The following is a 25,000-nucleotide window of genomic DNA, read 5'->3' on the forward strand; positions in this document are numbered from 1 at the left end:
GGGAGGAAGCAATGATCTCACCGCTTAAATACGAGCCACAGCCGGCCACCTCTCCCCTCTTCGGCCGCGACTGCCTGACGCTGGCTGAGTACACGCCGGAGGAGGTGTCGCTCATCCTGGACGAGGCCGCCCGGCTGAAGTCCCTGCGCAGGGCCGGGGCCCCGTTCCAGCCGCTGCGGGGCAAGACACTGGCCATGATCTTCCAAAAGCCCTCCAACCGCACCCGGGTCTCGTTCGAGACCGGGATGTACCAGCTCGGCGGGCACGCCATCTTTCTAGGGCCGCAGGAGCTCCAGATGGGAGTAAGGGAGACGATCTCCGACACCGGCAGAACTCTCGCCCGGTACACCGACGCCATAATGGCCCGGGTCTTCGGTCACGAGGAGGTCGAGGAGCTGGCCGCAGCCGCCGAAGTCCCGGTCATCAACGGGCTCTCCGACACGCACCACCCCTGTCAGGCGCTCGCCGACCTGCTCACCATCCGGGAAGAATTCGGCTCGCCGGAGGGCGTGCGCGTGGCGTTCATCGGAGACGGCAACAACGTCGCCCACTCGCTAATGCTCGGCTGCGCCCTCACCGGCGCGGAGTTCGCTATCGCGCACCCGCCCGGCCACGCCCCGAGCCCGGAGGTAGTAGATCTGGCACACAGGCTCGGCGGCTCGCCTCACCTCACCGAAGACCCGTACGAAGCGGCCGCCGGAGCGCGTGCCGTCTACACCGACGTGTGGGCCAGCATGGGCCAGGAAGACGAGGCCGGGGAGCGCCGCAAGAAGTTCCTGCCCTACCAAGTCGACGAGGAGCTCATGAGCCGCGCCGCACCCGAGGCCATCTTCCTGCACTGCCTCCCCGCCCACCGCGAGGAAGAGGTGACCGCCGGAGTCATAGACGGCCCGCAGAGCCGCGTCTTCGACCAGGCCGAGAACAGGCTGCACGCCCAGAAGGCGCTGCTCTACCTGCTCCTGAGCTAAAGCGGGAACCTACCGCAGACTCTTTACTCTACATCACCCTATCCCCCGGCTCGGTCTCGGCCAGCAGGTGGAGCATTCGACCATCTGCCAGAGCCCGTTGCTCCGCCCCTAGCCACAAAGCTCGCGGTGGGCTGTTGCCCCAGGGTGGGCGATTCAGCCCCTCGTAACGGTCGAACACTACCGGCTGCCGGGCTCGCTGGCGCGCCGTGGTGCTCAACTCGGCAATTCCTAACCGGTCTCCCATCTCCAGAAGGAACTCGAAGACGTGCTCACCCTGATCCGTGTACCAGTCGCGCCCAGCATAGACTTCCGGGTCCGCGCCTCCCCAGGCCATCTTTGGGCTGCGCAACAGAGTCCACTGCCAGCTCTCTCCGTCCAGGCTCAGGCTGTAGGCGTCGTGGGTCACCACGGCCAGCTGTTTGCCCCCTGCATCTACAAGGGACCAGCCTTGCACCGGCCACTCCACCGGGCCCGGCATACGCTTCACATACCCGCTGCCAGAGCCATCAATCCAAGCTGCCGGGGCCGCCGCCAGCCGCACTGGCATTTGAAGTATCTTGAACCTCTCATTGAAGTTGACCTCTAACTGTACCAGCAGCCGGGGTTCGCTTCTGTACAGGGTCAGCGTCCAGCGGAACGGCGAATCTCCAAGCCGGCTCTCCAGGCGGACACGGGCTCTCAGGGGACCTTGTTCTTCGACCACCCATTCCCCGCCCGAGAAGGTCTTGGCGATCGGCTCGACAAAACGATCCGTGTGGAAGGTCCAGGTATCCGTGTGGTCGTGGCGCAGGTGTAGGCTGACACCTCCATCACCCAGCAATTCCTTCCCGTCGAACACGATGCTGGCGATACCGTAGTCGGATAGTCTTACTTCAAGGTGCCGGTTGGAGAGCCTCCGCGGCGACACCTCCAGGTCTGTGGTGACCGGATGCTCGGGTCGGGGATCGTCGCGCACTAGGACCAGATGATGTCCTCTGGCTTGCACGCAAGCAGGAAAAACAATCCGATTCACCATCTGCGGAGCCTCAGGCTGGACGAGTTGGAAATCTACTGGGTTGCCGTCCAGATCGCTCAACCAGCGGCCACCCCAGGCATCGAAGTCGAGAAACGGCTCCGTCTCGATAAAGCCCTCCCACGGCACCGGATCGGGATTCAGGATTGCTATCTGTTGCTGGTTAACTTGGGGCAGGTTCCGGCGCGCCCAGCGCCGGGTGGCCTCCAGAACAATCTCCTCGCCTGTTATCCTGGCCCGACCCTGGATCGCCCTTACCGACTCCCAAGCTGAAGGAATGGAGGTTCCCGCCAGGATATCGTGAAACTGGGTAAACAGCAGGTCGTTCCAGGCGGCATCGAGCCGTTCGTGGTACTCTCGCCTCTCCGGTCCGTCTTCGACCAGGGTCTCTATCACCTGCTCGCATTGGGCAAGGAGGTGCTCGCTGTATACCTGGCGCTGCTTTATATCATGCATGACGCTGTAGCAGCCGGGGAAGCAGTGTTGCAGCTCCCCTACCACCACCGGCAGTTTTTCACGCTGCTCCGCGACGGCTTCGAAGAAAGCCAGGGGAGTGCTGAATCTAAGCTCGATCCCTGGCAGAGCGTTCTTGTGTTCGAGAATGTACTCGACGTTGCCCTTTGTCGGACCTCCACCGTGGTTCCCTACCCCGTAGAAGCACATCGTATGGCCGAGGTTCGGGTCGGCTGCCTCTACGGAGAGCATGATCTGGCCATAGAGATCGTCCGTGTGGGTGACGTAGTTGGGTACTATCCGGCACGCCAGCACCTCCCCCCCACCAGCGCCCCTCCAGCGGAAAGTCTGGGCCGGCAGTTCCATCTGGTGCGCTCCCGGGCGGTGGAAGACGTAGCCGATGTATCCGAAACCCTCCAGGATGTCGGGCAGGGCAGCTGGATGGCCGAAGGTATCCACGTTGTAGCCAACGTTCGGTGTGATGCCGAATCGTTCTTGAAAGTAGCGCTGGCCGTGCAGGATCTGTCGCTGCCAGCCGGTCACCGTGGGCAGGTTGGCATCCGGCTGGATGTACTGTCCGCCTGTGATATGCCACTGACCGCGCTCTATCAGCTGCCGCACTCGCTCGAAGAGCTCGGGGTCGATCTTCTCGACCTGCCGGTAGAGCCAAGCTTCTCCGCGAGTAAAGATGAACTCCGGGTACTCATCGCAGCGATCCACTGCCGAACGGAATGTCGCCAGCGCTTCGTCCACACCCTGCTGCCAGCGCCAGAGCCATACGGGATCTATATGCGCGTTACCTATCATGTGCACGATCACAAAAATCCCTCCCGACTAGAATTTGCCCATCCCTCTTGTGCAGAGACCCCTGCCGTTACTTCACGCTCCCCAGAGAGATGCCTTCGATGAAGAACCTCTGGAAGGCCAGGAAGATCACCACCACGGGCAGGACCACTAGGGTTGATGCTGCCATAAGCAAGTTGAACTCCACGTCATAAAGCGAGCGGAAGAACTGCAGCCCGATCGCTAGCGTGTACATGCTCTCGTCCTGCAGATAGATCAGCGGTCCCAGAAAATCGTTCCAGGCAGTCACCGCAGCAAAGATCGCCACCACCGCGATGGCGGGCTTGCAGAGCGGTAGAATGATCCAGACGAAGATCTGGAATTCGTTCGCTCCGTCCACCCTTGCTGCATCTGAGATCTCGTGCGGTATCTGCATCATGAACTGGCGCATCAGGAAGATCCAGAACGCATTACCGAAGAACATCGGCACGATTAGTGGCAGGAACGTGTTCACCCACCCCAGCCGGGCAAAGATGTCGAACAAGGCGACCATAAGCACCGGAAACGGAATGAAGATGGTTGCGATAACGAAGTAGAAGACGGTGTCGCGCCCCGGCCACTCGATGCGGGAGAACCCGTAGGCGATGATTGGGTTAGAGATCACCGCACCCAGCACGGTAAAGAAGGTGATTATCGAGGTGTTCGCCAGATACCTCCAGAACGGAATAAAGTTGACGGCCTCCGAGAAGTTGGACCACCGGAACTGCTCGGGCCACAGGGTCGGCGGGAATGTGGTGAGCTCAGCAGTCGGCTTCAGGGCGGTTACCACCATCCAGTACAGCGGGGTTACAAAGAGCAGGCACATGAAGATCAGGACGAGCCTGGGCAAGACTTTCTCTCTGAACCAGCGGTAGTGTCGCTGGCGCCGGGCTTGCCGGTGCCGAACATCATCGGGTCTTTTGAAGGCGCTAACGGCTTTAGCGGCCATCTCGAGCTCCTCCTAACTCAACTCGTAATGAACCCAGCGCCTGGACCACCGGAACACGAGCATGGCGAGAATCAGGCTTATAACGAACAGAACCCAGGCCATCGCCGACGCGTAGCCCATCTGGCTGTACTGGAAGCCGTTCTGGTAGAGGTAGTACACGTAGAACAGCGTGGAGTTGTTGGGCCCGCCCTCGGTCATTATGTAGGCCTGAACGAACACCTGCAGGCCCAGCGTCAGTCCCAGTATTACGGAGTACAGGATCACCGGCGTCATCAGCGGTAGGGTTATGTGCCAGAACTGACGCCAGACTCCTGCGCCGTCGAGCTTCGCGGCGTCGTAGAGATCCCGGGGGATCGCCCGGAGCCCGGCGAGGTAGATCAGGGCGACCTGCCCCGCTCCCAACTGGGCCAGCAATACGATGGAGAACTTGGCCCAAGCGGGATCGCCCAGCCAGTTGATGGACGGGAGCCCCAACTGTACGAGGATGAAGTTCAGGAGCCCGTACCGGGGGTTCATCAGCCAGACGAAGATGAACGCCAGGGCGAATATGGGGAGCACCGACGGCAGATAGAGGATGGTCCGGTAGATCGAGACCTCCCGCACCGGCTGGTTCATCGCCAGCGCGATTATCATGGAGGCCACAACCCCCATCGGCACCGCCAGAGCCGTGTAGTACAGAGTGTTGTACAGCGACTGCCAGAACAGACCGTCGCCGAGCAGGGTCCTGTAGTTCTCCAGACCAATCCAGATAGGCTCACCAAAGCCGCTGTACCGGCTAAAACTCAGCCGCAGGGAGACGTAGATGGGATAGACCATGAAGGCCAGAAAGCCGAAGATCCACGGGCTTATAAACGCCAGCCCCAGCAAGAGGTTGCGCCGCTCCTTCCGGCTCAGGTTGAGCCTGAACCGTTTCGCCAGCCCACTTCTGGCAGGAACGTACTCCGACGCGCTCATAACACTCTACCTTCCACACATGCTCCCCTCATGCCCTTTCTCGCCTCTGTTACATCATCCCACCTCCAGGGGGCAGAATTGTTCCAGCCTAGGCTGCACCCGGTTGGCGACGCTCTCCAGAGCAGCCTCTGGGTGCTGGCGGTTCAACGTAACCGCCTCCTGGGCTGCGGTCAGCTCGTCCCAATACTGGGCTCCCACGGGAAGCGGCGGCCGGTTATTTGATATGGGCAGCAGCTCCTTGAGAAAGATGTGGCTCTCGGCGTAGATCTCGTCCTCGTCCAGCAACCGCTCCAGCGTCGGCAGGTGCTGGGTCTCTCGGACGTAGACTCGCTGGCCTTCTTCTCCAGCCATGTACTCCATGAAGCGGTAGGCTGCTTCAGGCTGTTCTGCGCCTTCCGGAATGACAAGCGCCCATCCTCCGGACCAGGTGGCTGGCTCCTGGCCTTCCTCCGGCACCGGGATGTAGGTGATCCCGTAATCAAGATCCGGCGCGTACCGATCTATGAGGGAAATAAACGCGTCGACACCGACCATCATCGCGACCCGGCCAGTTATGAGCGGGTGTTGGGAGGGCGGGTTGTCCGGTGGTACGTAGGTGTCTACGAACGCCTGGACCCTGGCGGGATCCTTCTCCTCGGCCCAGTCGTACATGAACCGGAATCCCTCGACCACTCCCGGATGCGTCGGCGTTACCTCGCAGCTTTGCGGGTCGAAGAACTCGCCGCCATAGACGAACCCCCAGGTATAGTGCCAGCCCTGATCTATCCAGGGCACCATTCCCATCCGGGTGTACGCACCGCTGTTATCGGTCTCGTCGACCCGAGCGGCTATCTCATTGAGACGCTCGATGGTTATGAGTCCGTTACCGGGATCCAGCTCCGCCGGGTCCACGCCCGCCTCCTCCAGGAGATCCTTCCGGTAGAACAGAGCGCGCACGTCGGTATCGAACGGCAGAGCATACGGCCTGCCATCGAACATCACCTCGCTCCAGGCGAACTCCAGATACTGGTCCGCAAGACCCTCCTCCATAAACCCGCCGAGGTCCTGCAGAACACCGTCAGCCGCCCGCTGGGCCACAGTGAAGCGGTCGAGGAGATACACGTCGGGACCGACGCCGCCGCGCACGGCCGTCATGAGCTTGGCCGTATCGGTCTCATCCCCCGGCACCCGAACCATCGTAACCCGGATGTCTGGGTTCTCTTCATTAAAGCTCTCGACTATGCCAGTTATGGATTCGGTATCCACTTCATTGAAGATCGACGGTATCCAGAAGACTACCTCCTCGGCATCAGGGTCTCCTTCACCCCCGGTGAGAACCTCGCCTCCCTCCGGGACCGCTTCCTCTCCCCTGTCCCCGCCACCACCGCAGGCAACCAGAAGCAAGGTCATCGCCAACATCGCCGGCAGGACTATCCACAGAATGTTTCCTCTTACCTCACGCATCATGATTTCCTCCCTCCCCGTCAGGCAGATCTATACTTGCAAATGTGATACATACATCTGGTGGCTTGGCGCTCTGTTCGACCCGGCCCCTCCTCTCCACTACTTGTCCTTCTGGCAGGTGGCGGTGCATCTCTCTGACCACTCCCCTGCGCTTGAGAGACGCAATGCAGTGCAGATGCGGATAAACCCGCACCCTCCGGTAGATGAGAAGGTGTGTCGCCAAAAGTTCCCGGGCGAACCAGGGCAGCCTGCTGCAACCGGCCTGCTCCTGCGAGCGCGGCCATGGCCCTGTCCATCGTAGAAAAGTGCAGTGGTCGATCCTGCCCACTCTCCTCACCCCTGCGCGTGCCGCTTCCCCCCGATTGCCGCCTATTCTACGTCTGACTAGTTTAATGTGTCAATACATTAAATATTCAAGATCTGTACCGTATAAATAAAAGGATATTGATGTGCTATTTTCCGCCAGTTAAACTTAGGGTGGAGAAGAAACCGACCGCATAGAGGGGAACGTGTCCGAGGTTCCGGTTCCACAGTACCATAGAGTCAAGCAAGCGCTGCTCCGGGAGATAGAGAGTTCCGATTACGCTCCGGATGAGCCGTTCATCACCACGCGCGAGGTCTGCAGCCGTTTTGGAGTGAGCACCACCACCGCCGTGCGCGCTCTTGATGATCTCGTACGGGAAGGCGTACTGGTTCGGAAACGGGGGCGCGGTACGTTCGTCACTGACAAACGGCAAGTGCGAGAGAGCATCCCGAGCCGCAACACCAGAACGTTGGGCTGTATCTTCAGTGGGCTCCAGGGCCGGCATATGTCGGAGATGCTCAGTGGAATCGAATCCGTTTGCAGGGAAGCTGGGTATCGCGTACTGCTCTTCGACTCGGCCGAGTCGGCTGAGAAGGAAGCACACAACCTGCAGCGGGCACTCGACGCCGAAGTCAGCGGCCTGATCGTGTGTCCAGTTGATGGCTACTCCAATTCCACTCACTTCAACAAACTGCTCGAGCGGGGGCTGCCGCTAGTCATGGTCGACCGCTATTACCCCGGTCTGGTAACCGACGTGGTGGTGCCGGACAACTTCGCGATCGGCTATCAGCTAACAGACTACCTGATCGGCAAGGGACACCGCTACATCGCCACTCTTTGGGGAGATACCCAGTGTACAAGTGTGCAGGATCGCCTGTCCGGATACCGGCGGGCCCTACAAGAGCACGGACTTCCTATCATTCCCGAGCTGGCGGCTCTAATCTCATACGAGAAGCTGCCGGAGAGAAAGCGCAGCGAACTTCTGCAATCGTGGCTGGAAGCGCCCCACCGTCCATCCGCTTTCCTCTGTGTGAACGGCTACGTGATGGCGCTCCTGGTTAAAGACTTGATCCACCTCGGAGTAAACTTGTCTGAGGAAGAAGCGGTTCTCGCCGGGATGGACGATGTAGGTCCCCACGATCTCCTGCCGTTTGCCACGATTGCCGCTGTTTTGCCCTCGTATGAGATGGGCAGCAAGGCCATGCATTTGCTGCTCGATCATATCGAGCGTGGAGAAGAAACCCGGCATATCCTTCGCCACATTGTGCTGCCAATCGATGTATCTATAAAGGATTTGAAGCCTGTTCACCTGCAGGCCAGAGCAGCGAAGGGTGCCCGAGCGGATCATTGATCCAGGACGGCCGGGCTCTCGTCAGGTTCAATGCTGCTCTACCTGCTCCTGAGCTGAAAAAAGAGAGGCCCGGCGGATGGGGGACCGGGCCTCCCAGGGTGTGGGACAGGCGAAACTAAGCGGTGTCGCCCGGAGAGCCTATCCGCCGGGCGAAGACGTCGCAGGACTCCGGCCTGAGCTCCCAGTAGTAGAGGATGAGGCAATCGCCGGCACCGTCCAGCGAAACCCTCTCCCCCAACCGGGGCGGAACCTCCTCAAACCTGCGCCCGAGCTGCTCCCCAGTCTCAGCGTCTCTGTAATGCACCGCAACCATCGCACGCCTCCTTCTCGCTCCCGGCCCTGCACCGACAATCTACACCCAGATCGCGGCATAAGTCTAATTTTTTGTTTTGATCGTTTTTATAGATAACATCTATGTTGGGGAGAGTAGCGGCCCGGCGGCCGGGAGGGCGAAGGCCGCCGGGCTGCGTCCGGCGATGGAAGTGTAGTCTGGTCTGCGCGGACCGGGCATGTGCCGGGCGGCCTATATCGGGCTGCGGGGGGGGTGGTTACTCGCCCTGTTCCCCTTCCTCTTGTCCCTGAGGCTCGCTCTTTGCGGCGAGGTAGACGGTGATGGCTATAATCAAGAGGCCCGCGAGGGCTATCCAGCGCGGCAGCCGGATGCCCAGCGCCCGGTCCAGAGAGTATTTACCCGGGCCGGCCAGCATGAGGGCCGTGGCGATGGAGATATTGGTGACCGGCAGCTCCGGCCCGCCCTCGGTCACCCAGATGGGCTTGCCCCAGTGAGCCTTTCTCGTGGCCATGGTCATAGCGCCTATGACTCCGAGGGGGCCGAGCGGGTTGAGCAGTCCCAGCAGCGAGAGCACTCCGCCGCCGAACTCGGAGCCTCCGGCCAGGATGGCCCAGGGACGTCCGGGGCGAAGCCCCATCGACTCCAGCCAGCCGCTGGTACCCTCCAGCCCGTACCCTCCCCACCAGCCGAACAGTTTCTGGGCTCCGTGCCCCAGCATCAGGGAGCCCATGACGGTGCGCAAGACCAGCAGTGCCAGATCCGTCACGGTCCGATAACCTCCTCTCTTACCCCGCTCTTCTGCCAACAAGATAGCATCCGGCGGCCGGTTGCGTGAAGCCGCTTCCGTCTCAAAAGGAGCGGCGGGGAAGCCGGAGCCCCTCACGCTATAACGGGCAGTGAGAAACCGCGAACGGACCGGTGCGCCCAGTCACACGGAGATAGGACTCCGGGCCGCAGCGCGGTGGTGTCAAAAGGAGAGCCCCCGGGTCACCGCCCGAGGGCTTTTCCTGCCACTTGCAGGGATTTTATAAGTGGCGGGACCCGGATTCGAACCGGGGACACCATGATTTTCAGTCATGTGCTCTACCAACTGAGCTATCCCGCCCGGTGGCCGCGTGCAGATTCTAGTTTACGGAGAGAGCCGTATCAAGGGCTGTCTAGTCTCCGGAGCGCCTGAAACGCTCCAGCCTGAACGCTTCCTCCAGCATCTCACGCGGCATGGCCCCGACGACGGCCTTCGGCCGCTCGTCCGGTTCAAAGAAGGCTACGGTCGGGATGCTGGAAATCCCGAAGTGTCCGGCGAGCTCGTTCTCGGCGTCGACGTCCACCTTCGCCACCTTGACCGCCCCTTCGTAGTCCCGGGCGATCTCCTCCATCACCGGCGCCACCGCCCGGCAGGGCTGACACCACTCGGCCCAGAAATCCACGAGCACCGGGATATCCGAGTTCAGGACCTCTTCCTCGAAATTCGCCGACGTCACTTCCACCGGCTTGGCCATGATCCGCCTCCCGCAGGTTGCCGACTCCAACGAGTATACCCGGGCGTCAAGGGGTCTGAACGGCGGAGAGAGCGGGAGCGACGGGACTCGAACCCGCGGCCTCCGGCGTGACAGGCCGGCGTTCTAACCAACTGAACTACGCCCCCGCGTCAGGCCAGAGCAGAGTGTAACAAATCCGCCCGGGAATTTCTATTCCCGGAGCGGCGGGAGCCGGATCTCCTCACAGGCCAGATCTTCCAGCCGGTCGGCTCTCTCCCGCAGGCGCCGGGCCCTCTCCAGAAGCCTCTCCCGGAGCTCCTCCTCGCCGGACGAGGCGCACCCCGAACACACCCGGCCCACGAGCTCGCCGCGGCCGCTGCGGGCCACGAGCAGCGGGTCGCCGTCGGCGAGCTCGAAGGGGGTATCGCACAGCGCGCACGGCGAGAGTACGCACACAAGCTCCACGCGGCCTTCGGCCCTGATCTCCATCAGGCTCTCTTGGAGGTCAGCGCCTCACCGCGGACCGGGGCCGGATTCTCCGCCGCGCACTACCAGAACGGGACAGTGAGCGTGCCGGACCACCGAGTCCGAGATGCTGCCCAGGAGCACCCGTCTCATGCCGCCCAGCCCCCGGCTGCCCATGACTATCAGGCCGGCGCCTATCTCTTCGGCCAGCCGGACGATCCGTTCGTCCGGGCGGCCCAGATCGAGGTGCGCCCGGGCGACGGTCCCTCCGGCCGCCTCTATCCGCCGCACCTGCTCGTCGAGCAGGCGCCGTGACTCGGGACCGATCCGCTCCTCATCCGCCTCTGCAAAGCCGGCGATCATGGGCAGAGCCGGTTCGACGTATGCCACGTGCAGCTCCGATCCGGTGGCGTTAGCCAGCTCCACCGCCGTATGCGCCGCCAGCTCCGCGTCCGCCGAACCGTCGGTCGCCAAGAGTATCTTCGTCGGAAAGATGCTCACCGCCTGACTCCTCCCGGCCGTCTCGCTCTCCGAGCCTCCTGCCTCGCAGGGCCAGCAGGCGTCTTACAACCTCGGCGGCGGCGCCGGCTCCGACCGCTAACAGCGCCGATGCGGGTACCCCCGTCAGCGCTCCGAGCGCCAGCACCCCCAGCCGGACGTCCCGGGTGGCGGCGAAGCCCGTGAACTCCTCCGGCACCTCGCCGAACGCCGCCTCCCACCGCGCCCGCGTGTAGGGTACCATTAGAGCTCCTGCCAGCGCCAGAAACCCGGCCTGCACACCCCAGCGCGAACGGGACCCGAGCGCCATCCCCGCGATGATCAGGGCGTCGGCCCCGCGGTCCAGAACGGCGTCCAGAACCTGCCCCTCGGCCGAACTCTCCAGCCGGGCGCGGGCCAGCTCCCCGTCGCAGCCGTCCAGCACCGAGGAGAGCTGCACCAGCACCCCACCCGCCGCCAGCGAGCCCCGGGCGAGGAGCCCGGCGCTCGCGGCGGCGAGAGCGAAGCTCATCAGGCTTACCTGGTCGGGGGTCACGGAGGTGTCGAGCAGCCTGCGGGTTATGCCGCGTCCGAGCCGCCGGTTGAGATGCCGGGAGATGAACCCGTCCCGGCTCCCCCGGGTTGCGGCCAGCACCGCGTCTACGGCGCGCTCGATGTCCTCCGGCGTATCCACGTCGGCCCACGGAGCCCCGGCGAGGTCGCAGGCTGCCAGCTCGCCGCCGGAGGCCAGCCACTTCCTCTTGATCGCGTTCCAGGAGAGCGGTCCCGGCTCCCCCCCGAGCGGCTCGAGAGCCGCCCGCGAGCAGACGAACAACCCCGCATCGAGGGCGTCGTAGGGCTCAAGCCCTTTCCCCAGAGCGACCACGCGCCCGGATTCCAGCCGCACCCGGGTGGCCTCCCCGGGATCGGCGAACGACGGCCGGCTGTCCACGGCCGCCACGAAGTCTCCGGGTGTCGCGATCAGCCGCCGCACGGAATCGGGCGTGTGCACGTGGTCGACCATGGCGACAACGAACCGTTCCGGAAGGTGTGGTACGGCGCCCAGCACGGAGGTGCCGTTCCCCCGCGCATAGTCCGGGTTCTCCAGCACCTCCACGTCCGGAAACCGGGAGCGGACGAACTCGGCGACCTCCTCCCCCCGGTGCCCAACGACGACCATCGTCTTCCCCCGTACGCCCCCGGCACGCAGGGTCCGCACAGCGCGCTCTACGAGAGGGAGGCCGGCGACCCGCACCAGCGGCTTCGGACATCCGCAGGCCCGCAGCCGCTCGCCCAGGCCAGCGGCCAGGACGGCCGCACCGAGCTCACTACCGGCGGATCTCATGCCGCCGCACCTCTTCCCCGCGCAGCTCCCTGAGGGTGTTCTTGAGCTTCATCAGCTGTATGAAGAGATCGTGCTCAGGATAGAGCCCAGGAGCAGTCATGGGGCTCTTGAAGTAGAACGAAAGCCACTCCTGTATGCCCCCCATCCCCGCCCGCCCGGCAAGATCCACAAACAGCGCCAGATCCAAAACCACAGGCGCCGCCAAAATCGAGTCGCGGGCCAGAAAGTTGATCTTTATCTGCATCGGATAGCCAAGCCACCCAAAGATGTCTATGTTGTCCCACCCTTCCTTAGAGTCCCCCCTCGGCCGATAGTAGTCTATCTTCACCACATGCGATATATCCCCATAGAGCTCCGGGTAGAGCTCAGGCTGCAGTATCCACTCCAGAACCGAGAGCTTGCTTAGCTCCTTGCTCTTTAAGGAATCCGGATCGTCTAAAACCTCCCCGTCCCGGTTGCCCAAGATGTTGGTCGAGTACCACCCCTCAATCCCAAGCATCCGGGCCTTCAACCCAGGCGCCATTATCGTCTTTATCAGCGTCTGACCCGTCTTGAAGTCCTTGCCCGCTACCGGTACCCCACTCTCCCTAGCAAGCTCCACCAGAGCCGGTATATCCGCCGCTATAGAAGGCGCCCCGTTGGCATACCCAACCCCCTCCTTAATCGCCGCATAGGCGTAGAGCATCGCCGGAGAGATGGCCTCATCCGAAACATCCAGTGCCCGCTCAAATGCCTCCAAAGAGGAGTAAGCCTCCTTGTCAGGCTGAAGGTAGGCCTCCGTTGAGGCGCAGTTGATCATCACCGCCCGCTCCAAAGCGTGCTGGCGCTTGAAGCGCCTTATGTCCTCCCTTATTAGCTCCGCCGCCTCCCTTAAAGACCCAAACCTCTTGGTGTTCGTCCCCTCTATCCTGTGCACGTAGCGCCGCTCAAAGACCGCAGGCCACGGTACTACCCGCTGCAGCTCCTCCTTGACCGCCTCAAGATGCCCCTTCTCAAGCACCCCAGCCGTAACAGCCGCCTCGTAGGCGTCGTCGGGCAGCACATCCCACCCTCCAAATACCAGATCCTCAAGTCTATAGAGAGGAAGAAGCTCCTTTACCCTCCGCAGAGCCCCATCCTCACCGCCAGGCTCCATGAGCGCCATCTGGGTCAGGGAACCGACCGGCCGGCCGAGCCCTCTCTTGATCAGCTCCACCCCCGCGATGAAGGTGGTGGAGACCGCCCCCATGCCCACCAGAAGCACCCCCAGCTTCCCGGAAGGCTCCCGTATCCTCCGTGCCTCTCCCATCCTCTCCTCCTTCACTCTCGTATCCCCGCCGAACCGGACGAATCTCACCACCCCACCCCGGGCACCCGGCCGCCACGGAGAATCATCCTCAAATTTACCGTATTTTACCGTACATTAGCGCTTTTTATAATATAAAGGAACGGAGAGCGGCGGGGTGTCCCCGGCCGCCGTCTCTGTGGCGGTTTAGGGAGGTGGAGTACGCTATAGTACGATGATTGTGAGGCGGGGGTGGCCGGTTCGGTCGAGCAGAGGGGGAAGATTTGGAAGAGGAGCTGCTCAGCACTGAGGAAGTCGCCGGGTATCTGGGGGTAGAGCCGGTAACGGTCTGGCGCTGGTGTCGGGAGGGGGTGTTACCCTGTGCTAAGATTGGGCGCTCCTGGCGCATCCGGCGCTCGGCGGTTGAGGAGTTCGTGCGGAGGAACGAGCGTTCCGGCACGCTGGCGGACAGGCTGCGCGCTTTTCTGGAGATACCGGACAACGTATTCGCCGTCACTCAGACCCCCGATCTCATGCTCCGGCTGAACGCGGCGTTCTTCCGGGTGGGAGAGGCGCGGGGCGGAACGCTCGTCAAGTACCGTGGCGAGGGTCGGGAGCAGTCCGCGGAGAGGCTGCGCGCCGAGCTGGAGAGCGAGGGGCTGGACGCGGCGCTGCATCTCGCTGCCGAGAGCGAGGTTCCGGGGAGGCGCGCCGATGAGCTGAGGCGGCTGGTAGAGGACCGGCCGGACGACGGGCGCCCCATGTGGGTCAACTACGACTGGGAGCGCCGCCTCCCTCCGGAGGCGGCGCTCGAGCAGCAGCGCGGTATTACGGAGCTGGCCAGAGACAGCGAGCTCGTGATCATGACCACTGTGCTCGATTCGGAGCTGGACAGGTGGCCGGGTGTGCTGCAGCGGCGGGCGCAGCTCATGCACTCGGGGGCCATCTGGATGTCGGAGACGGGGCTGGCTCTGAGCCGCGTCACGCCGCTGCCCTCTCTCTGATGGGGGCTATCCGCACGCCGGCGTCGCCTACGGGCGCGCCCAACCGCTCCAGCTCGCCCGTATCCCTCCATAGCGCCTGGCAGCGGCAGCATCGAAGGGTAAGACGGTCAGGTTGGGGAGCAGTGTGTCTTCGATGGTGGCGGTATGCTCCCTGAGCCTGTACGCCCCGTAGATGAGCTCTCCGACACCCTCGAAACCAGCCCGCCGGGCGGGGAGCGCTCCATCAAGTTGCTCAGGATATCCGTGTCGAGAAGTTGCATCAGCTGCCGAGATCCACGGGACGCCCGGTGTCGCATCCGCGCTCCGCATAGCTCTCATCGAGCATCGCATCGAGGTCACCATTCCCGGCCCCGCGCAAGACTACCGCCGTCCGCAGCCTACTCCCTTCCCCTATCTCTTGCGAACCCCCTCCTCACCATAACCACAAGGTCTGATTTAATTATACGATACGCTACTTGCCTTATTAGCTTCTGGCCTGCGGGAGTCCGAGTTCCCCCTCCACGCTCTGGTAAAATGTCTTGGGAATGGATCTCCACAAGAAACTCATTGAGGAGCGCAAGAGAGCGATCAGGGAGGAAGGATACCCCCCTTATATCCCTCCTGCACTTCGGGATCTGGTGGAGAAAGGGCACCAGTCTCAGGGCAGTGCTTATATGCTGCACTCTCTCAAGAGTCGCTATCCCGGAGCGTACCGTTACCTGACCGAACAGAAGGTCCAGAGGCGCTTCTCTCTCTGAGGGAGGCTCTTTCCTCCTCCGTTTGTTTCCGAGGGGCTCCGGAGAAGCGTCTCCGGGGCCCGTCCGGCCGCGCTGTATAATCTCCTCCCCGATCTCTTCGGGAAGGGGGACAGGAAGGTGAGGCAGGTGGCCGAGTCGGAGATCACGGTCTGTCAGGGAGAGCACTCGGCCAGCGTCCGGAACATGCTGAAGTTCATGGGAGCTTTTGAGACTCCCCTGCTCGCAGGAGAGCGGGTTACCGTGCGGGCTGAGGGCGAGGACGCCCAGAGGGCCGTAGGGTTCATGGCCGGGGTGATCTCGGGCGAGATCCCTCGCGAACGATGGAAGTCTCCTGAAGCCATAGAGCACTACCGGGCCTGCGCCCCAAAGAAGCAGAAAAAGCACGAGGAGAAGAGGAGCAGAGTGGATGAGGGTGTGGCTCGATGACCTGCGCCCGGCCCCCGGGGGCTGGGAGTGGGCCAGGACGGTCGAGGAGGCTATTATCTCCCTGCTATCTGAGAACGAGGTGAAGGAGATGTCGCTCGACCATGACCTCGGAGAGGGGATAGAAGAGGGCTACGCCCTGTGCCTGTGGATGGCCGAGCATGGGGTATGGCCCACCCGCAGAATAGCCGTACACTCGGCCAACCCTCCCGGAGCGGAGAGGATGTGCGGCGTCATAGAGCGGTATGGCACCTACCGCCGGGCACCGGGGACGAAGCGCTTCGAGCGCTAGAGCGTGGCTCTCGGAGAGCCGTAGCCTACGCCTTCCTGCAAGCTGGAATCGAGACCAGGTGCAATTGGGTGCGATCAAGAGCCCGAGTCTGGATACATAAACCCTATCACTATGCTGGATCTGGTAGATTTCAGGTGCGATGGGTTGACAAGCGCTGACTTTCTCTCGGACCCGAAGGAATTCATGTTCGCCCTGCACCGGAACGCAGCGTACTGGAAGCGGAGCCGGGAGATGATCCGGCAAGAAGAAGGTGTAGACTTTCAGCTTCTATGGCAGGGGAGAAGCTGGCGAGGGAATTTGGAGCGTTAGTCCGGCGAATGAGATTGGAGCAAGGTCTATCTCAGGAGCGGCCGGGCGGGATCTGCGGCCTGCACCGCAACTGCATCGGGACGATTGAGCGGGCAGAGAGAATCCCCAGCATCGTCGTAGCAAACAAGATCGTCCAGGCCTTCGGACTGTCATTATCCGATCTCTTCCTGAAGAAACGGGAGGGTGGTTGAGCTGTTTTCGCTACCGGATACGATCTCCTTCAGGTGGGCGGCGCGCTCCTCCGGGTCGGACCAATCGATCTCGGGCTTCTCGGGAGCTTGGGGATCGATGTACCACCGAAGCCTCTCCGAGAAAGCCCGGCTCAGCTCGCCGGTGCGTATCCGAGCGAGCGCAACAGCTTGCGAGTAGCACCCCGGATGAGGGTGTACGTATCCCTCGCTCCCGCGGCCCCGAGGATATGAGAGCTGTCCAAAAGCTGGGTGGCGTCCTTCGCGATCAGCCCGACCTTTCGGGCGGAGTTCACCAGTCGCTCAAACAACGAGCGCTCCAGGCCACACTCGAGCAGTTTGCGCCTGAAGCGGCACAACACGGTCGCGTCAAAGCCCCCGTCTTCGAGTCCGATTCCGAGGGCGTACTTCCATCTCAGATCGAAGCGCATCCGCTGCTCGGCCTCGGCGTCGGAGCAGTCGTCATGGTACTCAAGGAGCATCGCGAGGACGACCAAAGACGGAGGTATGGACGGCCTCCTGCCCCTCGGTGAATTCTTGTATAGCGGAGCGTAGTCCTCGTCGTCAACAAGGACATCCCTCCATATTTGGCCAGGCGGGCGTAAAACGAGTCGGTGGGGATCATCTCCGACCACGGCTGATGAGGAACGGGAGGCAAATCGCTGCGACGGCGCATCATCGGAAAAGCTCCTTCGCTAAGGGTGCTCCGATCCTACATCCGCGAGCCGAAAACGGCCAATAAATCAGCGGCTTCCTAGTGCTCTGTTACTCTTGCAGTGAAGGGTAGAGTCGCTTGAGCTTGATGCGCGCATCCTCCGTAGTGAAGCGCCAGTCGATCTTATTGCCGGCGGCATCTCGCCGTTCCTGCCAGGCTAGCGCCTCGGCCTGCAGGGTCTCGAAATCTGGCACTCGTCGATCCAGACACTGCCTACCGAGCACGCTCAGTTCGATCTCGGCCATGTTGAGCCATGAGCCATGCACCGGCGTGTAGCAAAACTCTATCTTCTTGGAGAGGCGCCTCGGTAGTGTCCCAGGGAGTGTGTAGAAAAGGTCGTTGACGAAGAGAAGGCCACCGTGTGGTTCCTGAAAGAGAGCCAATCGAACAGGAAGGACACACGCGATGGCCGACGAACTGAGGATAGGCTTAGAGCAGTTGTTGCGCAAGGCCCACATCGAGCACGACGCAGATTTCCTTAGGGAGGGCGTCAGAGCCCTCAGCCAGGTGCTGATGGAGCTGGAGGTCGAGGAGCACCTACCGAAGCTTCTCGCCACGAGCGTAGCGCAGAGCGCACCGGCTACCGGGATAGGAGCTGGGAGACCAGGGTAGGCACGGTGAAGCTGAAGGTCCCAAGAGTCCGCGACGGAAGCTTTTTCCCTTCGCTGTTGGATCCGAGAAGGAAAGCCGAGAGGGCGCTCCTGTGCGGTGGTACAGGAAGCTTACCTACACACGGGGTATCGACCCGCAAGGTCGACGAGCTGGTGCAGGCTCTAGGGATGAGCGGCATCTCCAAAAAGCCAGGTCAGTAGGCTCTGCGAAGAGCTGGACGAAGAGGTGGGTCGCTTCCGCAACAGAGAGCTCACAGAACAATCCCTTGGAGAGGTTAAACAAGGAGGTCAAGCGTAGGACGGAGGTGGTAGGCATATTTCCTAACGAGGCTGCTGTGATCCGCCTTGTCGGGGCGATCTTGAATGAGCAGCATGACGAGTGGCAGGTAGGCAAGCGTTACTTCGATGCCGGCTCGCTGGCGAAGCTGGAGAATCGAAGCGAAGAGCAGGCCGGTGCGCATCAGCCTCCTCTAATAGGAGGCTAGAGAAGAGGTGGAAGTAGGGCCACACGGTGTTAATTACACACTTGACGGGACACGTACCATAGACAGCCTGATGGCGACCCAGGCAAAGTCTCCAGGGGTATGATGCGCTCGTCACCGCCAACACCCGTAACTTCAAGCGCACCGGCATCGAGGTGCTCAACCCCTTCTCACCCGCTGAAATTCACCTCGCTGAGCCGGTGTTATTTGTTATTACTTATTAGAACAAGTATGTGGAATATCATACGGCCATCGAATATACTGCATAGTGTTACACATCTGGATAATCGATTGGAGAAAGCGATGGAAACTGTCAAACTATCACCCAAGTATCAGATAGTGGTCCCGAAGCGGATCCGCAAGGACCTTGATCTCCATCCTGGGCAGGAAATTGCGATTATGCGCTACCGAGGGCGTATCGAGCTGGTGCCGGTGAGGCCGGTGCGCCAGATGCGAGGATTTCTTCGTGGTGTTGAGCCAACTATAGAGCGTGAGCCGGATCGAGAGCTGTGAGTGCTCCCGAAAAGCGTGTGGTCGACTCCTCGGGCTGGATCGAGTATTTCGCCGATGGCCCGAACGCGGACTTCTTCTCTGAGGCGATCGAGGATACTTCAGCGCTGGTGGTACCGACCATAAGCCTCTATGAGGTGTTCAAGAGGCTGTTGAGGGAGCCGGGTGGTGAGGACGATGCGCTGCAGGTAGTCGCGGTGATGCAGCGCGGGCTGGTGGTGGACCTGGATGCGGAGCTCTCGTTGGAGGCGGCGAGGACGGCATACGATCTCGGTCTTCCGATGGCCGACAGCGTGATCCTGGCCACCGCTCGCCGCCACAGGGCTATCCTTCTTACCCAAGACTCCGACTTCAAAGACATCCCCGGGGTGCGCTATGTAGAGAAGAAGAGAGGCTAAGTATCTCCAAGTGAATATTGAACCTCCACGGCTCCCAGTAGGCGCAAAGCGTGCATCACAGCCTGCTTCAACTCAGCCACCGAATCATAGAACCGCCGTGGCATCAGGAAACCCTTGAGCCTGCGCCACACTCCCTCGATGAGATTCAGGTGCAGACAGTAGGCCGGTAGCCGGTAGAGAGTGAGCCCCCGCCCCTCCCATTCCGCCTCACGCTCCCGGAGGACTCCGGCGGTGTGAAACGGGGCGTTGTCCAAGACCACCACGCAAGGTTTGCCCCCCTGCTCGGCCTCGTGAGCCCGGGCGTCCAGGTAGAGAAGCACCTTCCCGCTGTCGCACGAACCTTCTAGCATCCTGTATTCCAGACGCTCATGGCCTTCGCCTTCCACCCGGAGCAGCGTGCCCATGAGGTTGACGCGTCCCTCAGAACCTCATCTCCTCTTCACTCGGTGCTGGTAAGCCTGGCCCTTCTTCGTCCAGGTGTGTGTCGAGGGCAAGCACAGGTAGAAGACGCTCTCATCGAGATACCTCAGTATGATCTCTCCCTCCCGATGGTAACGCCTCACCTGCTCCAGCGCCTCGCCCATGCCGCCTCTTCTCGTAGCGGCCTTCGCTTCCACGAGGATTGCCGGGATGCCGTTTCTCAGGCGTTGTCATCTCCCTCCTCCATCTCCTTCAGGATAACCTCCAGCCGGCCCGCCAGGTTCGGAAGGTCGTCCCGGACGATGGCCTCGATGATCTCCATGTCCACGTCGAAATACTCGTGGATGACGCGGTTGCGGGTATCCGCTATCTCCCTCCACGGCACTTCGGGATGCCTCTCCCGAAGCTCAGGGGTAACCCGCCCGGCTGCCTCTCCCAGTATTTCCAGTAGCCTTGCGAGAGCGAGCGCGGTCTCCTCATCCGGGTCTAGGCTCCTAATCCTATGGCGCGGCGGGAGGCGTCTAGCATGTGCCTGAGCCGGGCCTCATCCCCCGGCCTACGAGACCCGCGAGGCCGGCTCATAAAGCGGCTGGCTCTGCCTCACAACATCGTCCCGGAAGTAGCGGCTGAGGCTCCGGTATGTATGCAGGTCCACCGGATGCCCCATGAGTTCAGAGAGTTCCCGCTGCAGCTCTACGAAACCGAAGCCGGGAGTCCTTCCCGGCTCAAACTCGACCAGCACGTCCAGGTCGCTCTCCGGCCCGAAGTCCTCGCGCAGCACGGAGCCAAAGAGAGAGAGCTGCTTAACGTGGTAGCGTCGGCAAATCTCTTCCAGAGCCTCCCGGGGCACCTCGCTTCGCAAGTTCATAACCTCTATTGTACAGCCCGCCGCGATCCCAGCCCCAAACCGCGCAGTACCTCATCGAGCCTCCTGTCGGCCTCCTCCCACTCCTCCTCTGCCTCCTGCAGGAGCACCACAGAGCCTCTTCAAGGGGTACGGCCTCCTCCTGCTCTGTCCCGGCTACATACCTGCTGGGAGAGAGGTTGCAGCCGTTCTTTGCGATCTCCTCGCGGGAGACGATGGCAGAGATGCCCTCCTCTTCCCTCCACTCGTGGTAGATCCTGGCTATCCGGTCGGCGTGCTCTTCGGTGAGGTGGTTCTTCGGCCTGCTCTTCTCAAAGAGCTTGGAGGCATTGATCAGGAGTATCTCCCCTGGATGGGACTTCTTCCTGTTGATATCAGGATGATTCCGGGGGCAGTGGTGTTGCAGAAGAGGTTCCCGGGCAGGAGGATAACGGCCTCTATGAGATCCCCCTCGGAGATGGCGCTGCCCTCGACGAACGCCTTGCGGATGTCCCGCTCTTTGTTCGAGCCGGTGTTCCCGCTGCCCCGGCTCACGGCCCCGGTATCGAGGACGACGGCCATCCTACCGCCCTCGTTGAGGGAAGAGAGCATGTGCTGTACCCATCCCCAGTCCGCGCTTGAGGAGGGAGGAAGGCCATAGGAGAACCTCTCGTAGGGATCGTGCTCGTAGACCTCGGAGGAGAATTTCTGGTTCCACATCGGGTTTGCGGCGACGAGATCGCAGCACCGCTTCAGTCTCCCGTCTTCCACAAACCTCGGGTGGTTCATCGTATCCCCGAGAGCCACCTCCCCCTGCATCTCGTGGATAAAGGCGTTCATCTTCGCCATAGCGAAAGTGGAGGGGTTGATCTCCTGCCCATCCAGCATCAGAGGATGAATTTCAGAAGGGAGTTTTCGCCCATTTTCCTTCTTCCCATACTTCTCAAGCAGCCGCAGGTGGCACTTAATGAGGAGGCCGAGCGACCCGGCGCATGGATCGTAGGCGCTCATTCCCGGGGCGGGGTCCAGGATGCGGGACATAAGAACCCCCACCTCACGCGGAGTGTAAAATTCCCCCGCGCTCTGTCCCTGCCCTTCCGCGAACTTCCTCAACAGGTACTCGTAAGTCCTGCCCCCAGGATATCCGGCTCCACATCATCGAGCCTCCGGGGGGATATAGAAGCGGACCATCCTCCGGTCGCCCCCGGCTGCCTCGGCGGCCAGAGCCTCGCCGCCCAGCTCCTCGGCGTACCGGCGAATCTCGTCCTCGAAGACATAAGAGACGCTCTTCAAGAAGATGAGGGAGAGAATGTAGTCTCTAAACTTCGGAGCGTCCACAGGACCCCGAATAACGCAGGCCGCCTCCCACAGCCAGCCTTTAAGCGCCGGGATATCCAGCTTACTCCGCGAGTCCCTCGCCACCAATGTCTCTACTCAACCCGGCACGATTCCAGTCCCTGACCGGTCTGCAATGGCATCTGGCACCTGAACCGGAAGCCTCCCTCCAGCACGAGACACGCTTCCCCGCAAAACATCCTCCGGGGCCGCTTCGCATCTTAATCCCGCTACAACTGTCATATAATTTCGTTTGATATATGGATGATTTTTACAGCTTCGGATGGCTTGGAACATGGAGGTAGATGCCGAGAAGCCCAAGCGGCTGAGGCAGGAGAAGGTGCTCTCCCAGAGGGAGCTTGCCCGGCTCTCGGGGCTGACCCAAGCTACCGTATGGCGGCTAGAGAACGGCTTCCACAGAGTACATCCCAAGACCATCCGCAAGCTGGCTAAAGCCCTTGAGGTGGAGCCCTTAGAACTCGTGAAAAAGGAGGAATAAGGAATGGCGAGAAAACGCGGCAACGGGGAGGGCTCGATCTACAAACACCGCCGCAATGGGAAGGTTGTGGGCTACCGGGGAGCCTATTTCGTCTACACGGCGGACGGCCCGAAGCGCCGCTATGTTAATGGCAAGGATCGTGAGGAAGTACGCCAGAAGCTAACGAAGGCCATGGCTGACCGCGACAGCGGTATCGTGGTAGATGACAAAAATCTCAGCGTTGGAGAGTACTTAGACCGCTGGCTCTTTGACTGCGTACGCGGCACAGTAAGAGAGTCCACGTTCTCAAGAGATGGGTACTTGATTCGAAACCACATCAAGCCCGCGCTCGGAAGAATCCGGTTGAAGAACCTGAACGCCCTCCACCTCCAGGGCTTCTACCGGGGCCGCTTGGACTCCGGGCTTTCCGGCTCGACGGTACAGAAGATACACCACGTTTTACACAAGGGCCTCGCCCAGGCCGTGAAGTGGGATCTAATACCCCGTAACCCGGCGGATGCCGTTAAGGCTCCCAGCCCCTCGAAGAAGGAGATGCACCCTCTCTCCGCAGACGAGGCCCGGCGACTGCTTGAAGCTGCCCGGGGAGATAGGTTTGAAGCTCTCTATGTCCTGGCTGTCTATACAGGCATGAGGTGCGGGGAGTTGCTGGGTCTGAAGTGGGAGGATATAGATCTCGATAACCACACGATCAGGGTTCGCCGCACGCTCACCCGGACGGAGAATGGCAAGAAGCTCAGCCTCGGAGAGCCGAAGACGAAGAAGAGCCGCCGCACGGTGAAGCTCTATGCAAGAGTCGTAGAAGTTCTCAAGCGACACCGGGCACGCCAGGCAGAAGAAAAGCTGAAGTCCGGCAGCCTCTACCGGGACCAGAACCTAGTCTTCGCCGGAGAGAATGGCGGGCTCATCAACCCCTCCAACCTCCGCCAGCGGTCCTTCCTTCCCTTGCTCAGGCGTGCCGGGCTGCCTCAGATACGCTTCCACGACCTCCGGCATACCTGTGCGTCCCTGCTCTTCCAGAGGAACGTCCACCCCAAGTTCGTTCAGGAGTTGCTTGGTCACGCCTCTGTCGCCATCACGCTCGACACCTACAGCCACATGCTGCCCGGCATGGGCGGCGAGGTCGCTGACACGATGGGAGAAGCCCTCGGTTAGCCCGCGTTGCTGCACGGTTGCTGCACAAAGCCCCCGGCACGTGCCGGGGGCTCTCTACGCGCACCACGTTTTACCTGCAAAACGTGGATTTTTTAAAGTGGGCGATGCTGGACTCGAACCAGCGACCCCCTCCTTGTAAGGGAGGTGCTCTCCCGCTGAGCTAATCGCCCGCGTGCCCCCAACGGGATTCGAACCCGTGCCGCCGCCTTGAAAGGGCGGTGTCCTAGGCCTCTAGACGATGGGGGCCTGTCGCCGGAGACCCCGATGTCATCCCGAGATCTCCCAGTGAGCCGGGTAGGGATCGAACCTACGACACGAGGATTAAAAGTCCCCTGCTCTACCACTGAGCTACCGGCCCAGCCGGACTTAGAGTTTACCAACTATTCCTGCATATTTCCGCGCGGATCCGGCCGTTCGCCGCGGCCTCGCGGTGTCGGGCAGGCTGAAGGGTTGCCCCGCAGCCCGCTGATTCTCCCGGCTGTGCTAGGATGCCTGCCGTAGTCTGGCAAGAGGGAAGCTGGAGGTAGAACAGGATGGCCGTGAAGTTCGGAGTCTTCGTCCCGCAGGGGTGGCGTTTGGATCTGGTCGAGATAGAGGATCCTGCAGAGCAGTACGAGGCGATGACCCGGGTAGCCCGGGTGGCAGAGGAGACGGGGGCGTACGATTCGATCTGGGTCTACGACCACTTCCACACCGTGCCCACGCCGGAGAAGGAGACGACCTTCGAGTGCTGGACGATAACCGCCGGTCTCGTCCGCGACACCGAACGGGTGAAGGTCGGCCAGATGGTGACCTGCAACGGTTACCGCAACCCGGCGCTGCTGGCGAAGATGGCCTCGACCGCAGACGTGATGAGCCACGGGCGGCTCCTGTTCGGGCTCGGGGCCGGCTGGTACGAGCACGAGTGGCGAGCCTACGGCTACGGTTTCCCGCCGGTCCCCGAGCGGATGCGGGCCTTCAGGGAGGCGTGCGAGATCATCCACCGCATGTGGACCGAGGACGACGTGGTCTTCGACGGCGAGTTCTACAAGATAGACCGCCCCATCAACGAGCCGAAGGGTGTCCAGAAACCGCACCCGCCGTTCTGGATCGGGGGCAGCGGGGAGAGGGTGACGCTGAAGCTGGTGGCGCAGTGGGGCGACGCCTGCAACGTCTTCGGCGACCCGGACACGCTGCGTCACAAGTTCGGCGTGCTCAGGCGCCACTGCGAGAGCGTTGGCCGGGATTACGGCGAGATCACGCGCTCGACCAGCGTGAACGTCCACCTCATCGATCCCGGCGAAGACCCCGAACGGGCCACCAGAGAGGCTCGCGGGAAGCGCAGCTTCGAGGAGTACGCGGATATGTTCATGATCGGCACGCCGGAGCAGATCTGCGAGCGGCTGCAGCCCAGGGTGGAGGCCGGGGTTCAGTACTTCATCGTCTACCTGCCGCGCGTGGCCTACGACCAGGAGATGGTGCGCCGTTTCGCCAAAGAAGTCGTGCCGAACTTCGCCTGAAAATT

General features: G+C 61.7%; 28 protein-coding genes, 5 tRNA genes and 4 pseudogenes. 14 read left to right on the forward strand and 23 right to left on the reverse strand.

Annotated elements, in window-relative coordinates; translation table 11 throughout:
- Positions 1–11: 11 nt before the first annotated feature.
- Positions 12–968, forward strand: a complete 957-nt coding sequence (gene argF, locus E0L93_RS09335) for an ornithine carbamoyltransferase (RefSeq protein ID WP_132691189.1) — start codon at positions 12–14, stop codon at positions 966–968.
- A 28-nt stretch (positions 969–996) separates the two neighbouring features.
- Here the strand turns inward: argF and E0L93_RS09340 are convergent, their stop codons facing one another.
- Genes E0L93_RS09340 through E0L93_RS09355 form a run of 4 tightly spaced genes read right to left on the reverse strand, consistent with a single transcriptional unit; the run spans position 997 to position 6,604 of the window.
- Positions 997–3,252, reverse strand: a complete 2,256-nt coding sequence (locus E0L93_RS09340; protein WP_132691191.1) for a glycoside hydrolase family 38 N-terminal domain-containing protein — start codon at positions 3,250–3,252, stop codon at positions 997–999.
- Positions 3,253–3,307: 55 nt separating this feature from the next.
- Positions 3,308–4,204, reverse strand: a complete 897-nt coding sequence (locus E0L93_RS09345) for a carbohydrate ABC transporter permease (RefSeq protein ID WP_132691193.1) — start codon at positions 4,202–4,204, stop codon at positions 3,308–3,310.
- A 12-nt stretch (positions 4,205–4,216) separates the two neighbouring features.
- Positions 4,217–5,158 (reverse strand): carbohydrate ABC transporter permease, encoded by a 942-nt coding sequence (locus E0L93_RS09350; RefSeq protein ID WP_165874278.1) that lies wholly within the window; start codon positions 5,156–5,158, stop codon positions 4,217–4,219.
- A 54-nt stretch (positions 5,159–5,212) separates the two neighbouring features.
- Positions 5,213–6,604 (reverse strand): ABC transporter substrate-binding protein, encoded by a 1,392-nt coding sequence (locus E0L93_RS09355; protein WP_132691195.1) that lies wholly within the window; start codon positions 6,602–6,604, stop codon positions 5,213–5,215.
- Between the two features lie 506 nt (positions 6,605–7,110).
- On the opposite strand from E0L93_RS09355, the gene E0L93_RS09360 reads away from it, so the two are divergent.
- Positions 7,111–8,256 (forward strand): GntR family transcriptional regulator, encoded by a 1,146-nt coding sequence (locus E0L93_RS09360; RefSeq protein WP_132691197.1) that lies wholly within the window; start codon positions 7,111–7,113, stop codon positions 8,254–8,256.
- Positions 8,257–8,371: 115 nt separating this feature from the next.
- Here the strand turns inward: E0L93_RS09360 and E0L93_RS09365 are convergent, their stop codons facing one another.
- The 9 genes from E0L93_RS09365 to E0L93_RS09405 form a co-directional block, all read right to left on the reverse strand.
- Positions 8,372–8,569, reverse strand: coding sequence for a hypothetical protein (locus tag E0L93_RS09365; RefSeq protein WP_132691199.1), 198 nt, complete (start codon positions 8,567–8,569; stop codon positions 8,372–8,374).
- A gap of 235 nt (positions 8,570–8,804) precedes the next feature.
- Complete coding sequence (locus E0L93_RS09370) at positions 8,805–9,314, reverse strand: DoxX family protein (RefSeq protein WP_132691201.1); 510 nt, start codon at positions 9,312–9,314, stop codon at positions 8,805–8,807.
- A 266-nt stretch (positions 9,315–9,580) separates the two neighbouring features.
- Positions 9,581–9,653: transfer RNA gene (locus tag E0L93_RS09375), tRNA-Phe, on the reverse strand.
- 52 nt (positions 9,654–9,705) lie between these two features.
- Positions 9,706–10,047, reverse strand: coding sequence for a thioredoxin (gene trxA, locus E0L93_RS09380; RefSeq protein ID WP_132691203.1), 342 nt, complete (start codon positions 10,045–10,047; stop codon positions 9,706–9,708).
- Between the two features lie 72 nt (positions 10,048–10,119).
- Positions 10,120–10,193 (reverse strand) — tRNA-Asp (locus E0L93_RS09385).
- A gap of 43 nt (positions 10,194–10,236) precedes the next feature.
- Positions 10,237–10,515 carry a hypothetical protein gene (locus E0L93_RS09390; protein WP_132691205.1) on the reverse strand — a complete coding sequence of 93 codons (279 nt, stop codon included), beginning with the start codon at positions 10,513–10,515 and terminating at the stop codon, positions 10,237–10,239.
- Positions 10,516–10,539: 24 nt separating this feature from the next.
- Positions 10,540–10,992, reverse strand: coding sequence for a universal stress protein (locus tag E0L93_RS09395; RefSeq protein ID WP_132691207.1), 453 nt, complete (start codon positions 10,990–10,992; stop codon positions 10,540–10,542).
- Positions 10,904–12,313, reverse strand: coding sequence for an NTP transferase domain-containing protein (locus tag E0L93_RS09400; RefSeq protein ID WP_132691209.1), 1,410 nt, complete (start codon positions 12,311–12,313; stop codon positions 10,904–10,906). Before E0L93_RS09400 ends, E0L93_RS09395 begins: the two co-directional genes overlap by 89 nt.
- A complete protein-coding gene (locus E0L93_RS09405) occupies positions 12,297–13,601 on the reverse strand; it encodes an inositol-3-phosphate synthase (protein WP_132691366.1) in 1,305 nt (434 codons plus the stop codon). Before E0L93_RS09405 ends, E0L93_RS09400 begins: the two co-directional genes overlap by 17 nt.
- Positions 13,602–13,861: 260 nt before the next feature.
- On the opposite strand from E0L93_RS09405, the gene E0L93_RS09410 reads away from it, so the two are divergent.
- From E0L93_RS09410 to E0L93_RS16595, 4 genes are all read left to right on the forward strand, one after another.
- A complete protein-coding gene (locus E0L93_RS09410) occupies positions 13,862–14,581 on the forward strand; it encodes a helix-turn-helix domain-containing protein (protein ID WP_132691211.1) in 720 nt (239 codons plus the stop codon).
- An 854-nt stretch (positions 14,582–15,435) separates the two neighbouring features.
- Positions 15,436–15,744 (forward strand): HPr family phosphocarrier protein, encoded by a 309-nt coding sequence (locus E0L93_RS09415; RefSeq protein ID WP_132691213.1) that lies wholly within the window; start codon positions 15,436–15,438, stop codon positions 15,742–15,744.
- Positions 15,725–16,033, forward strand: coding sequence for a cyclic-phosphate processing receiver domain-containing protein (locus E0L93_RS09420; protein WP_132691215.1), 309 nt, complete (start codon positions 15,725–15,727; stop codon positions 16,031–16,033). Before E0L93_RS09415 ends, E0L93_RS09420 begins: the two co-directional genes overlap by 20 nt.
- 269 nt (positions 16,034–16,302) lie before the next feature.
- On the forward strand, positions 16,303–16,533 hold the full coding sequence (locus E0L93_RS16595) for a helix-turn-helix transcriptional regulator (protein WP_132691217.1): 231 nt from the start codon (positions 16,303–16,305) through the stop codon (positions 16,531–16,533).
- A 131-nt stretch (positions 16,534–16,664) separates the two neighbouring features.
- Here the strand turns inward: E0L93_RS16595 and E0L93_RS09430 are convergent, their stop codons facing one another.
- Both E0L93_RS09430 and E0L93_RS09435 read right to left on the reverse strand, forming a co-directional pair.
- A complete protein-coding gene (locus E0L93_RS09430; RefSeq protein ID WP_279387471.1) occupies positions 16,665–17,165 on the reverse strand; it encodes a transposase in 501 nt (166 codons plus the stop codon).
- 130 nt (positions 17,166–17,295) lie between these two features.
- Positions 17,296–17,529: pseudogene (locus tag E0L93_RS09435) on the reverse strand (IS630 family transposase); the annotation flags it as partial.
- Positions 17,530–17,650: 121 nt separating this feature from the next.
- Between E0L93_RS09435 and E0L93_RS16600 the strand changes: the two are divergent.
- From E0L93_RS16600 to E0L93_RS09450, 5 genes and pseudogenes are all read left to right on the forward strand, one after another.
- Entirely contained in the window at positions 17,651–17,857 is a 207-nt protein-coding gene (locus tag E0L93_RS16600) for a hypothetical protein (protein WP_424511423.1), read from the forward strand.
- Positions 17,851–18,057, forward strand: a pseudogene (locus E0L93_RS16605) (transposase); the annotation flags it as partial. The gene E0L93_RS16600 and the pseudogene E0L93_RS16605, both read left to right, overlap by 7 nt.
- A 14-nt stretch (positions 18,058–18,071) precedes the next feature.
- A pseudogene (locus E0L93_RS16610) lies at positions 18,072–18,341 on the forward strand (transposase); the annotation flags it as partial.
- 300 nt (positions 18,342–18,641) lie between these two features.
- Positions 18,642–18,851: an AbrB/MazE/SpoVT family DNA-binding domain-containing protein gene (locus tag E0L93_RS16615; RefSeq protein ID WP_132691368.1), complete on the forward strand. Its 210-nt coding sequence runs from the start codon at positions 18,642–18,644 to the stop codon at positions 18,849–18,851.
- The gene (locus E0L93_RS09450; protein WP_207890400.1) at positions 18,848–19,246 is read left to right on the forward strand and encodes a type II toxin-antitoxin system VapC family toxin; all 399 of its coding nucleotides are present in this window, start codon (positions 18,848–18,850) and stop codon (positions 19,244–19,246) included. The genes E0L93_RS16615 and E0L93_RS09450 overlap by 4 nt, the downstream gene beginning before the upstream one ends.
- Here E0L93_RS09450 and E0L93_RS09455 read toward each other — a convergent pair.
- The 5 genes and pseudogenes from E0L93_RS09455 to E0L93_RS16620 form a co-directional block, all read right to left on the reverse strand.
- Positions 19,243–19,650 (reverse strand): transposase, encoded by a 408-nt coding sequence (locus tag E0L93_RS09455; protein WP_132691223.1) that lies wholly within the window; start codon positions 19,648–19,650, stop codon positions 19,243–19,245. The genes E0L93_RS09450 and E0L93_RS09455 overlap by 4 nt on opposite strands.
- 24 nt (positions 19,651–19,674) lie before the next feature.
- A complete protein-coding gene (locus E0L93_RS09460) occupies positions 19,675–19,830 on the reverse strand; it encodes a hypothetical protein (protein WP_243638174.1) in 156 nt (51 codons plus the stop codon).
- A 56-nt stretch (positions 19,831–19,886) separates the two neighbouring features.
- On the reverse strand, positions 19,887–20,165 hold the full coding sequence (locus E0L93_RS09465) for a HepT-like ribonuclease domain-containing protein (protein ID WP_207890411.1): 279 nt from the start codon (positions 20,163–20,165) through the stop codon (positions 19,887–19,889).
- A gap of 57 nt (positions 20,166–20,222) precedes the next feature.
- Positions 20,223–20,534, reverse strand: coding sequence for a nucleotidyltransferase family protein (locus E0L93_RS09470; protein ID WP_132691227.1), 312 nt, complete (start codon positions 20,532–20,534; stop codon positions 20,223–20,225).
- A gap of 5 nt (positions 20,535–20,539) precedes the next feature.
- Positions 20,540–21,908: pseudogene (locus E0L93_RS16620) on the reverse strand (type I restriction-modification system subunit M).
- Positions 21,909–22,140: 232 nt separating this feature from the next.
- Between E0L93_RS16620 and E0L93_RS09480 the strand changes: the two are divergent.
- Both E0L93_RS09480 and E0L93_RS09485 read left to right on the forward strand, forming a co-directional pair.
- Positions 22,141–22,344 carry a helix-turn-helix domain-containing protein gene (locus E0L93_RS09480; protein WP_165874282.1) on the forward strand — a complete coding sequence of 68 codons (204 nt, stop codon included), beginning with the start codon at positions 22,141–22,143 and terminating at the stop codon, positions 22,342–22,344.
- A 3-nt stretch (positions 22,345–22,347) separates the two neighbouring features.
- Positions 22,348–23,496: a site-specific integrase gene (locus E0L93_RS09485; RefSeq protein WP_132691231.1), complete on the forward strand. Its 1,149-nt coding sequence runs from the start codon at positions 22,348–22,350 to the stop codon at positions 23,494–23,496.
- A gap of 98 nt (positions 23,497–23,594) precedes the next feature.
- Here E0L93_RS09485 and E0L93_RS09490 read toward each other — a convergent pair.
- The 3 genes from E0L93_RS09490 to E0L93_RS09500 all read right to left on the reverse strand — a co-directional run bounded on the left by E0L93_RS09490 (position 23,595) and on the right by E0L93_RS09500 (position 23,854).
- Positions 23,595–23,666: transfer RNA gene (locus E0L93_RS09490), tRNA-Val, on the reverse strand.
- Positions 23,667–23,669: 3 nt separating this feature from the next.
- Positions 23,670–23,742: transfer RNA gene (locus E0L93_RS09495), tRNA-Glu, on the reverse strand.
- Positions 23,743–23,782: 40 nt separating this feature from the next.
- A tRNA-Lys gene (locus tag E0L93_RS09500) sits at positions 23,783–23,854 on the reverse strand.
- A 175-nt stretch (positions 23,855–24,029) separates the two neighbouring features.
- On the opposite strand from E0L93_RS09500, the gene E0L93_RS09505 reads away from it, so the two are divergent.
- Entirely contained in the window at positions 24,030–24,995 is a 966-nt protein-coding gene (locus E0L93_RS09505) for an LLM class F420-dependent oxidoreductase (protein ID WP_132691233.1), read from the forward strand.
- The last annotated feature ends 5 nt before the right edge of the window (positions 24,996–25,000 follow it).

This window comes from Rubrobacter taiwanensis, assembly GCF_004337705.1.
Lineage (GTDB): Bacteria > Actinomycetota > Rubrobacteria > Rubrobacterales > Rubrobacteraceae > Rubrobacter_C > Rubrobacter_C taiwanensis.

Bases quoted from the DNA above. Each gene is read 5' to 3' on its own strand.
- E0L93_RS09390 (WP_132691205.1), bottom strand. From the start codon at position 10,515: ATGGAGATCAGGGCCGAAGGCCGCGTGGAGCTTGTGTGCGTACTCTCG.
- E0L93_RS09345 (WP_132691193.1), bottom strand. From the start codon at position 4,204: ATGGCCGCTAAAGCCGTTAGCGCCTTCAAAAGACCCGATGATGTTCGG.
- E0L93_RS09455 (WP_132691223.1), bottom strand. From the start codon at position 19,650: ATGGGCACGCTGCTCCGGGTGGAAGGCGAAGGCCATGAGCGTCTGGAA.
- E0L93_RS09355 (WP_132691195.1), bottom strand. From the start codon at position 6,604: ATGATGCGTGAGGTAAGAGGAAACATTCTGTGGATAGTCCTGCCGGCG.
- trxA (WP_132691203.1), bottom strand. From the start codon at position 10,047: ATGGCCAAGCCGGTGGAAGTGACGTCGGCGAATTTCGAGGAAGAGGTC.
- E0L93_RS09420 (WP_132691215.1), top strand. From the start codon at position 15,725: ATGAGGGTGTGGCTCGATGACCTGCGCCCGGCCCCCGGGGGCTGGGAG.
- E0L93_RS09350 (WP_165874278.1), bottom strand. From the start codon at position 5,158: ATGAGCGCGTCGGAGTACGTTCCTGCCAGAAGTGGGCTGGCGAAACGG.
- E0L93_RS09505 (WP_132691233.1), top strand. From the start codon at position 24,030: ATGGCCGTGAAGTTCGGAGTCTTCGTCCCGCAGGGGTGGCGTTTGGAT.
- E0L93_RS16595 (WP_132691217.1), top strand. From the start codon at position 16,303: ATGGCAGGGGAGAAGCTGGCGAGGGAATTTGGAGCGTTAGTCCGGCGA.
- E0L93_RS16600 (WP_424511423.1), top strand. From the start codon at position 17,651: ATGGCCGACGAACTGAGGATAGGCTTAGAGCAGTTGTTGCGCAAGGCC.
- E0L93_RS09485 (WP_132691231.1), top strand. From the start codon at position 22,348: ATGGCGAGAAAACGCGGCAACGGGGAGGGCTCGATCTACAAACACCGC.
- argF (WP_132691189.1), top strand. From the start codon at position 12: ATGATCTCACCGCTTAAATACGAGCCACAGCCGGCCACCTCTCCCCTC.
- E0L93_RS09460 (WP_243638174.1), bottom strand. From the start codon at position 19,830: ATGGGCGAGGCGCTGGAGCAGGTGAGGCGTTACCATCGGGAGGGAGAG.
- E0L93_RS16615 (WP_132691368.1), top strand. From the start codon at position 18,642: ATGGAAACTGTCAAACTATCACCCAAGTATCAGATAGTGGTCCCGAAG.
- E0L93_RS09480 (WP_165874282.1), top strand. From the start codon at position 22,141: ATGGAGGTAGATGCCGAGAAGCCCAAGCGGCTGAGGCAGGAGAAGGTG.
- E0L93_RS09365 (WP_132691199.1), bottom strand. From the start codon at position 8,569: ATGGTTGCGGTGCATTACAGAGACGCTGAGACTGGGGAGCAGCTCGGG.
- E0L93_RS09470 (WP_132691227.1), bottom strand. From the start codon at position 20,534: ATGAACTTGCGAAGCGAGGTGCCCCGGGAGGCTCTGGAAGAGATTTGC.
- E0L93_RS09400 (WP_132691209.1), bottom strand. From the start codon at position 12,313: ATGAGATCCGCCGGTAGTGAGCTCGGTGCGGCCGTCCTGGCCGCTGGC.
- E0L93_RS09405 (WP_132691366.1), bottom strand. From the start codon at position 13,601: ATGGGAGAGGCACGGAGGATACGGGAGCCTTCCGGGAAGCTGGGGGTG.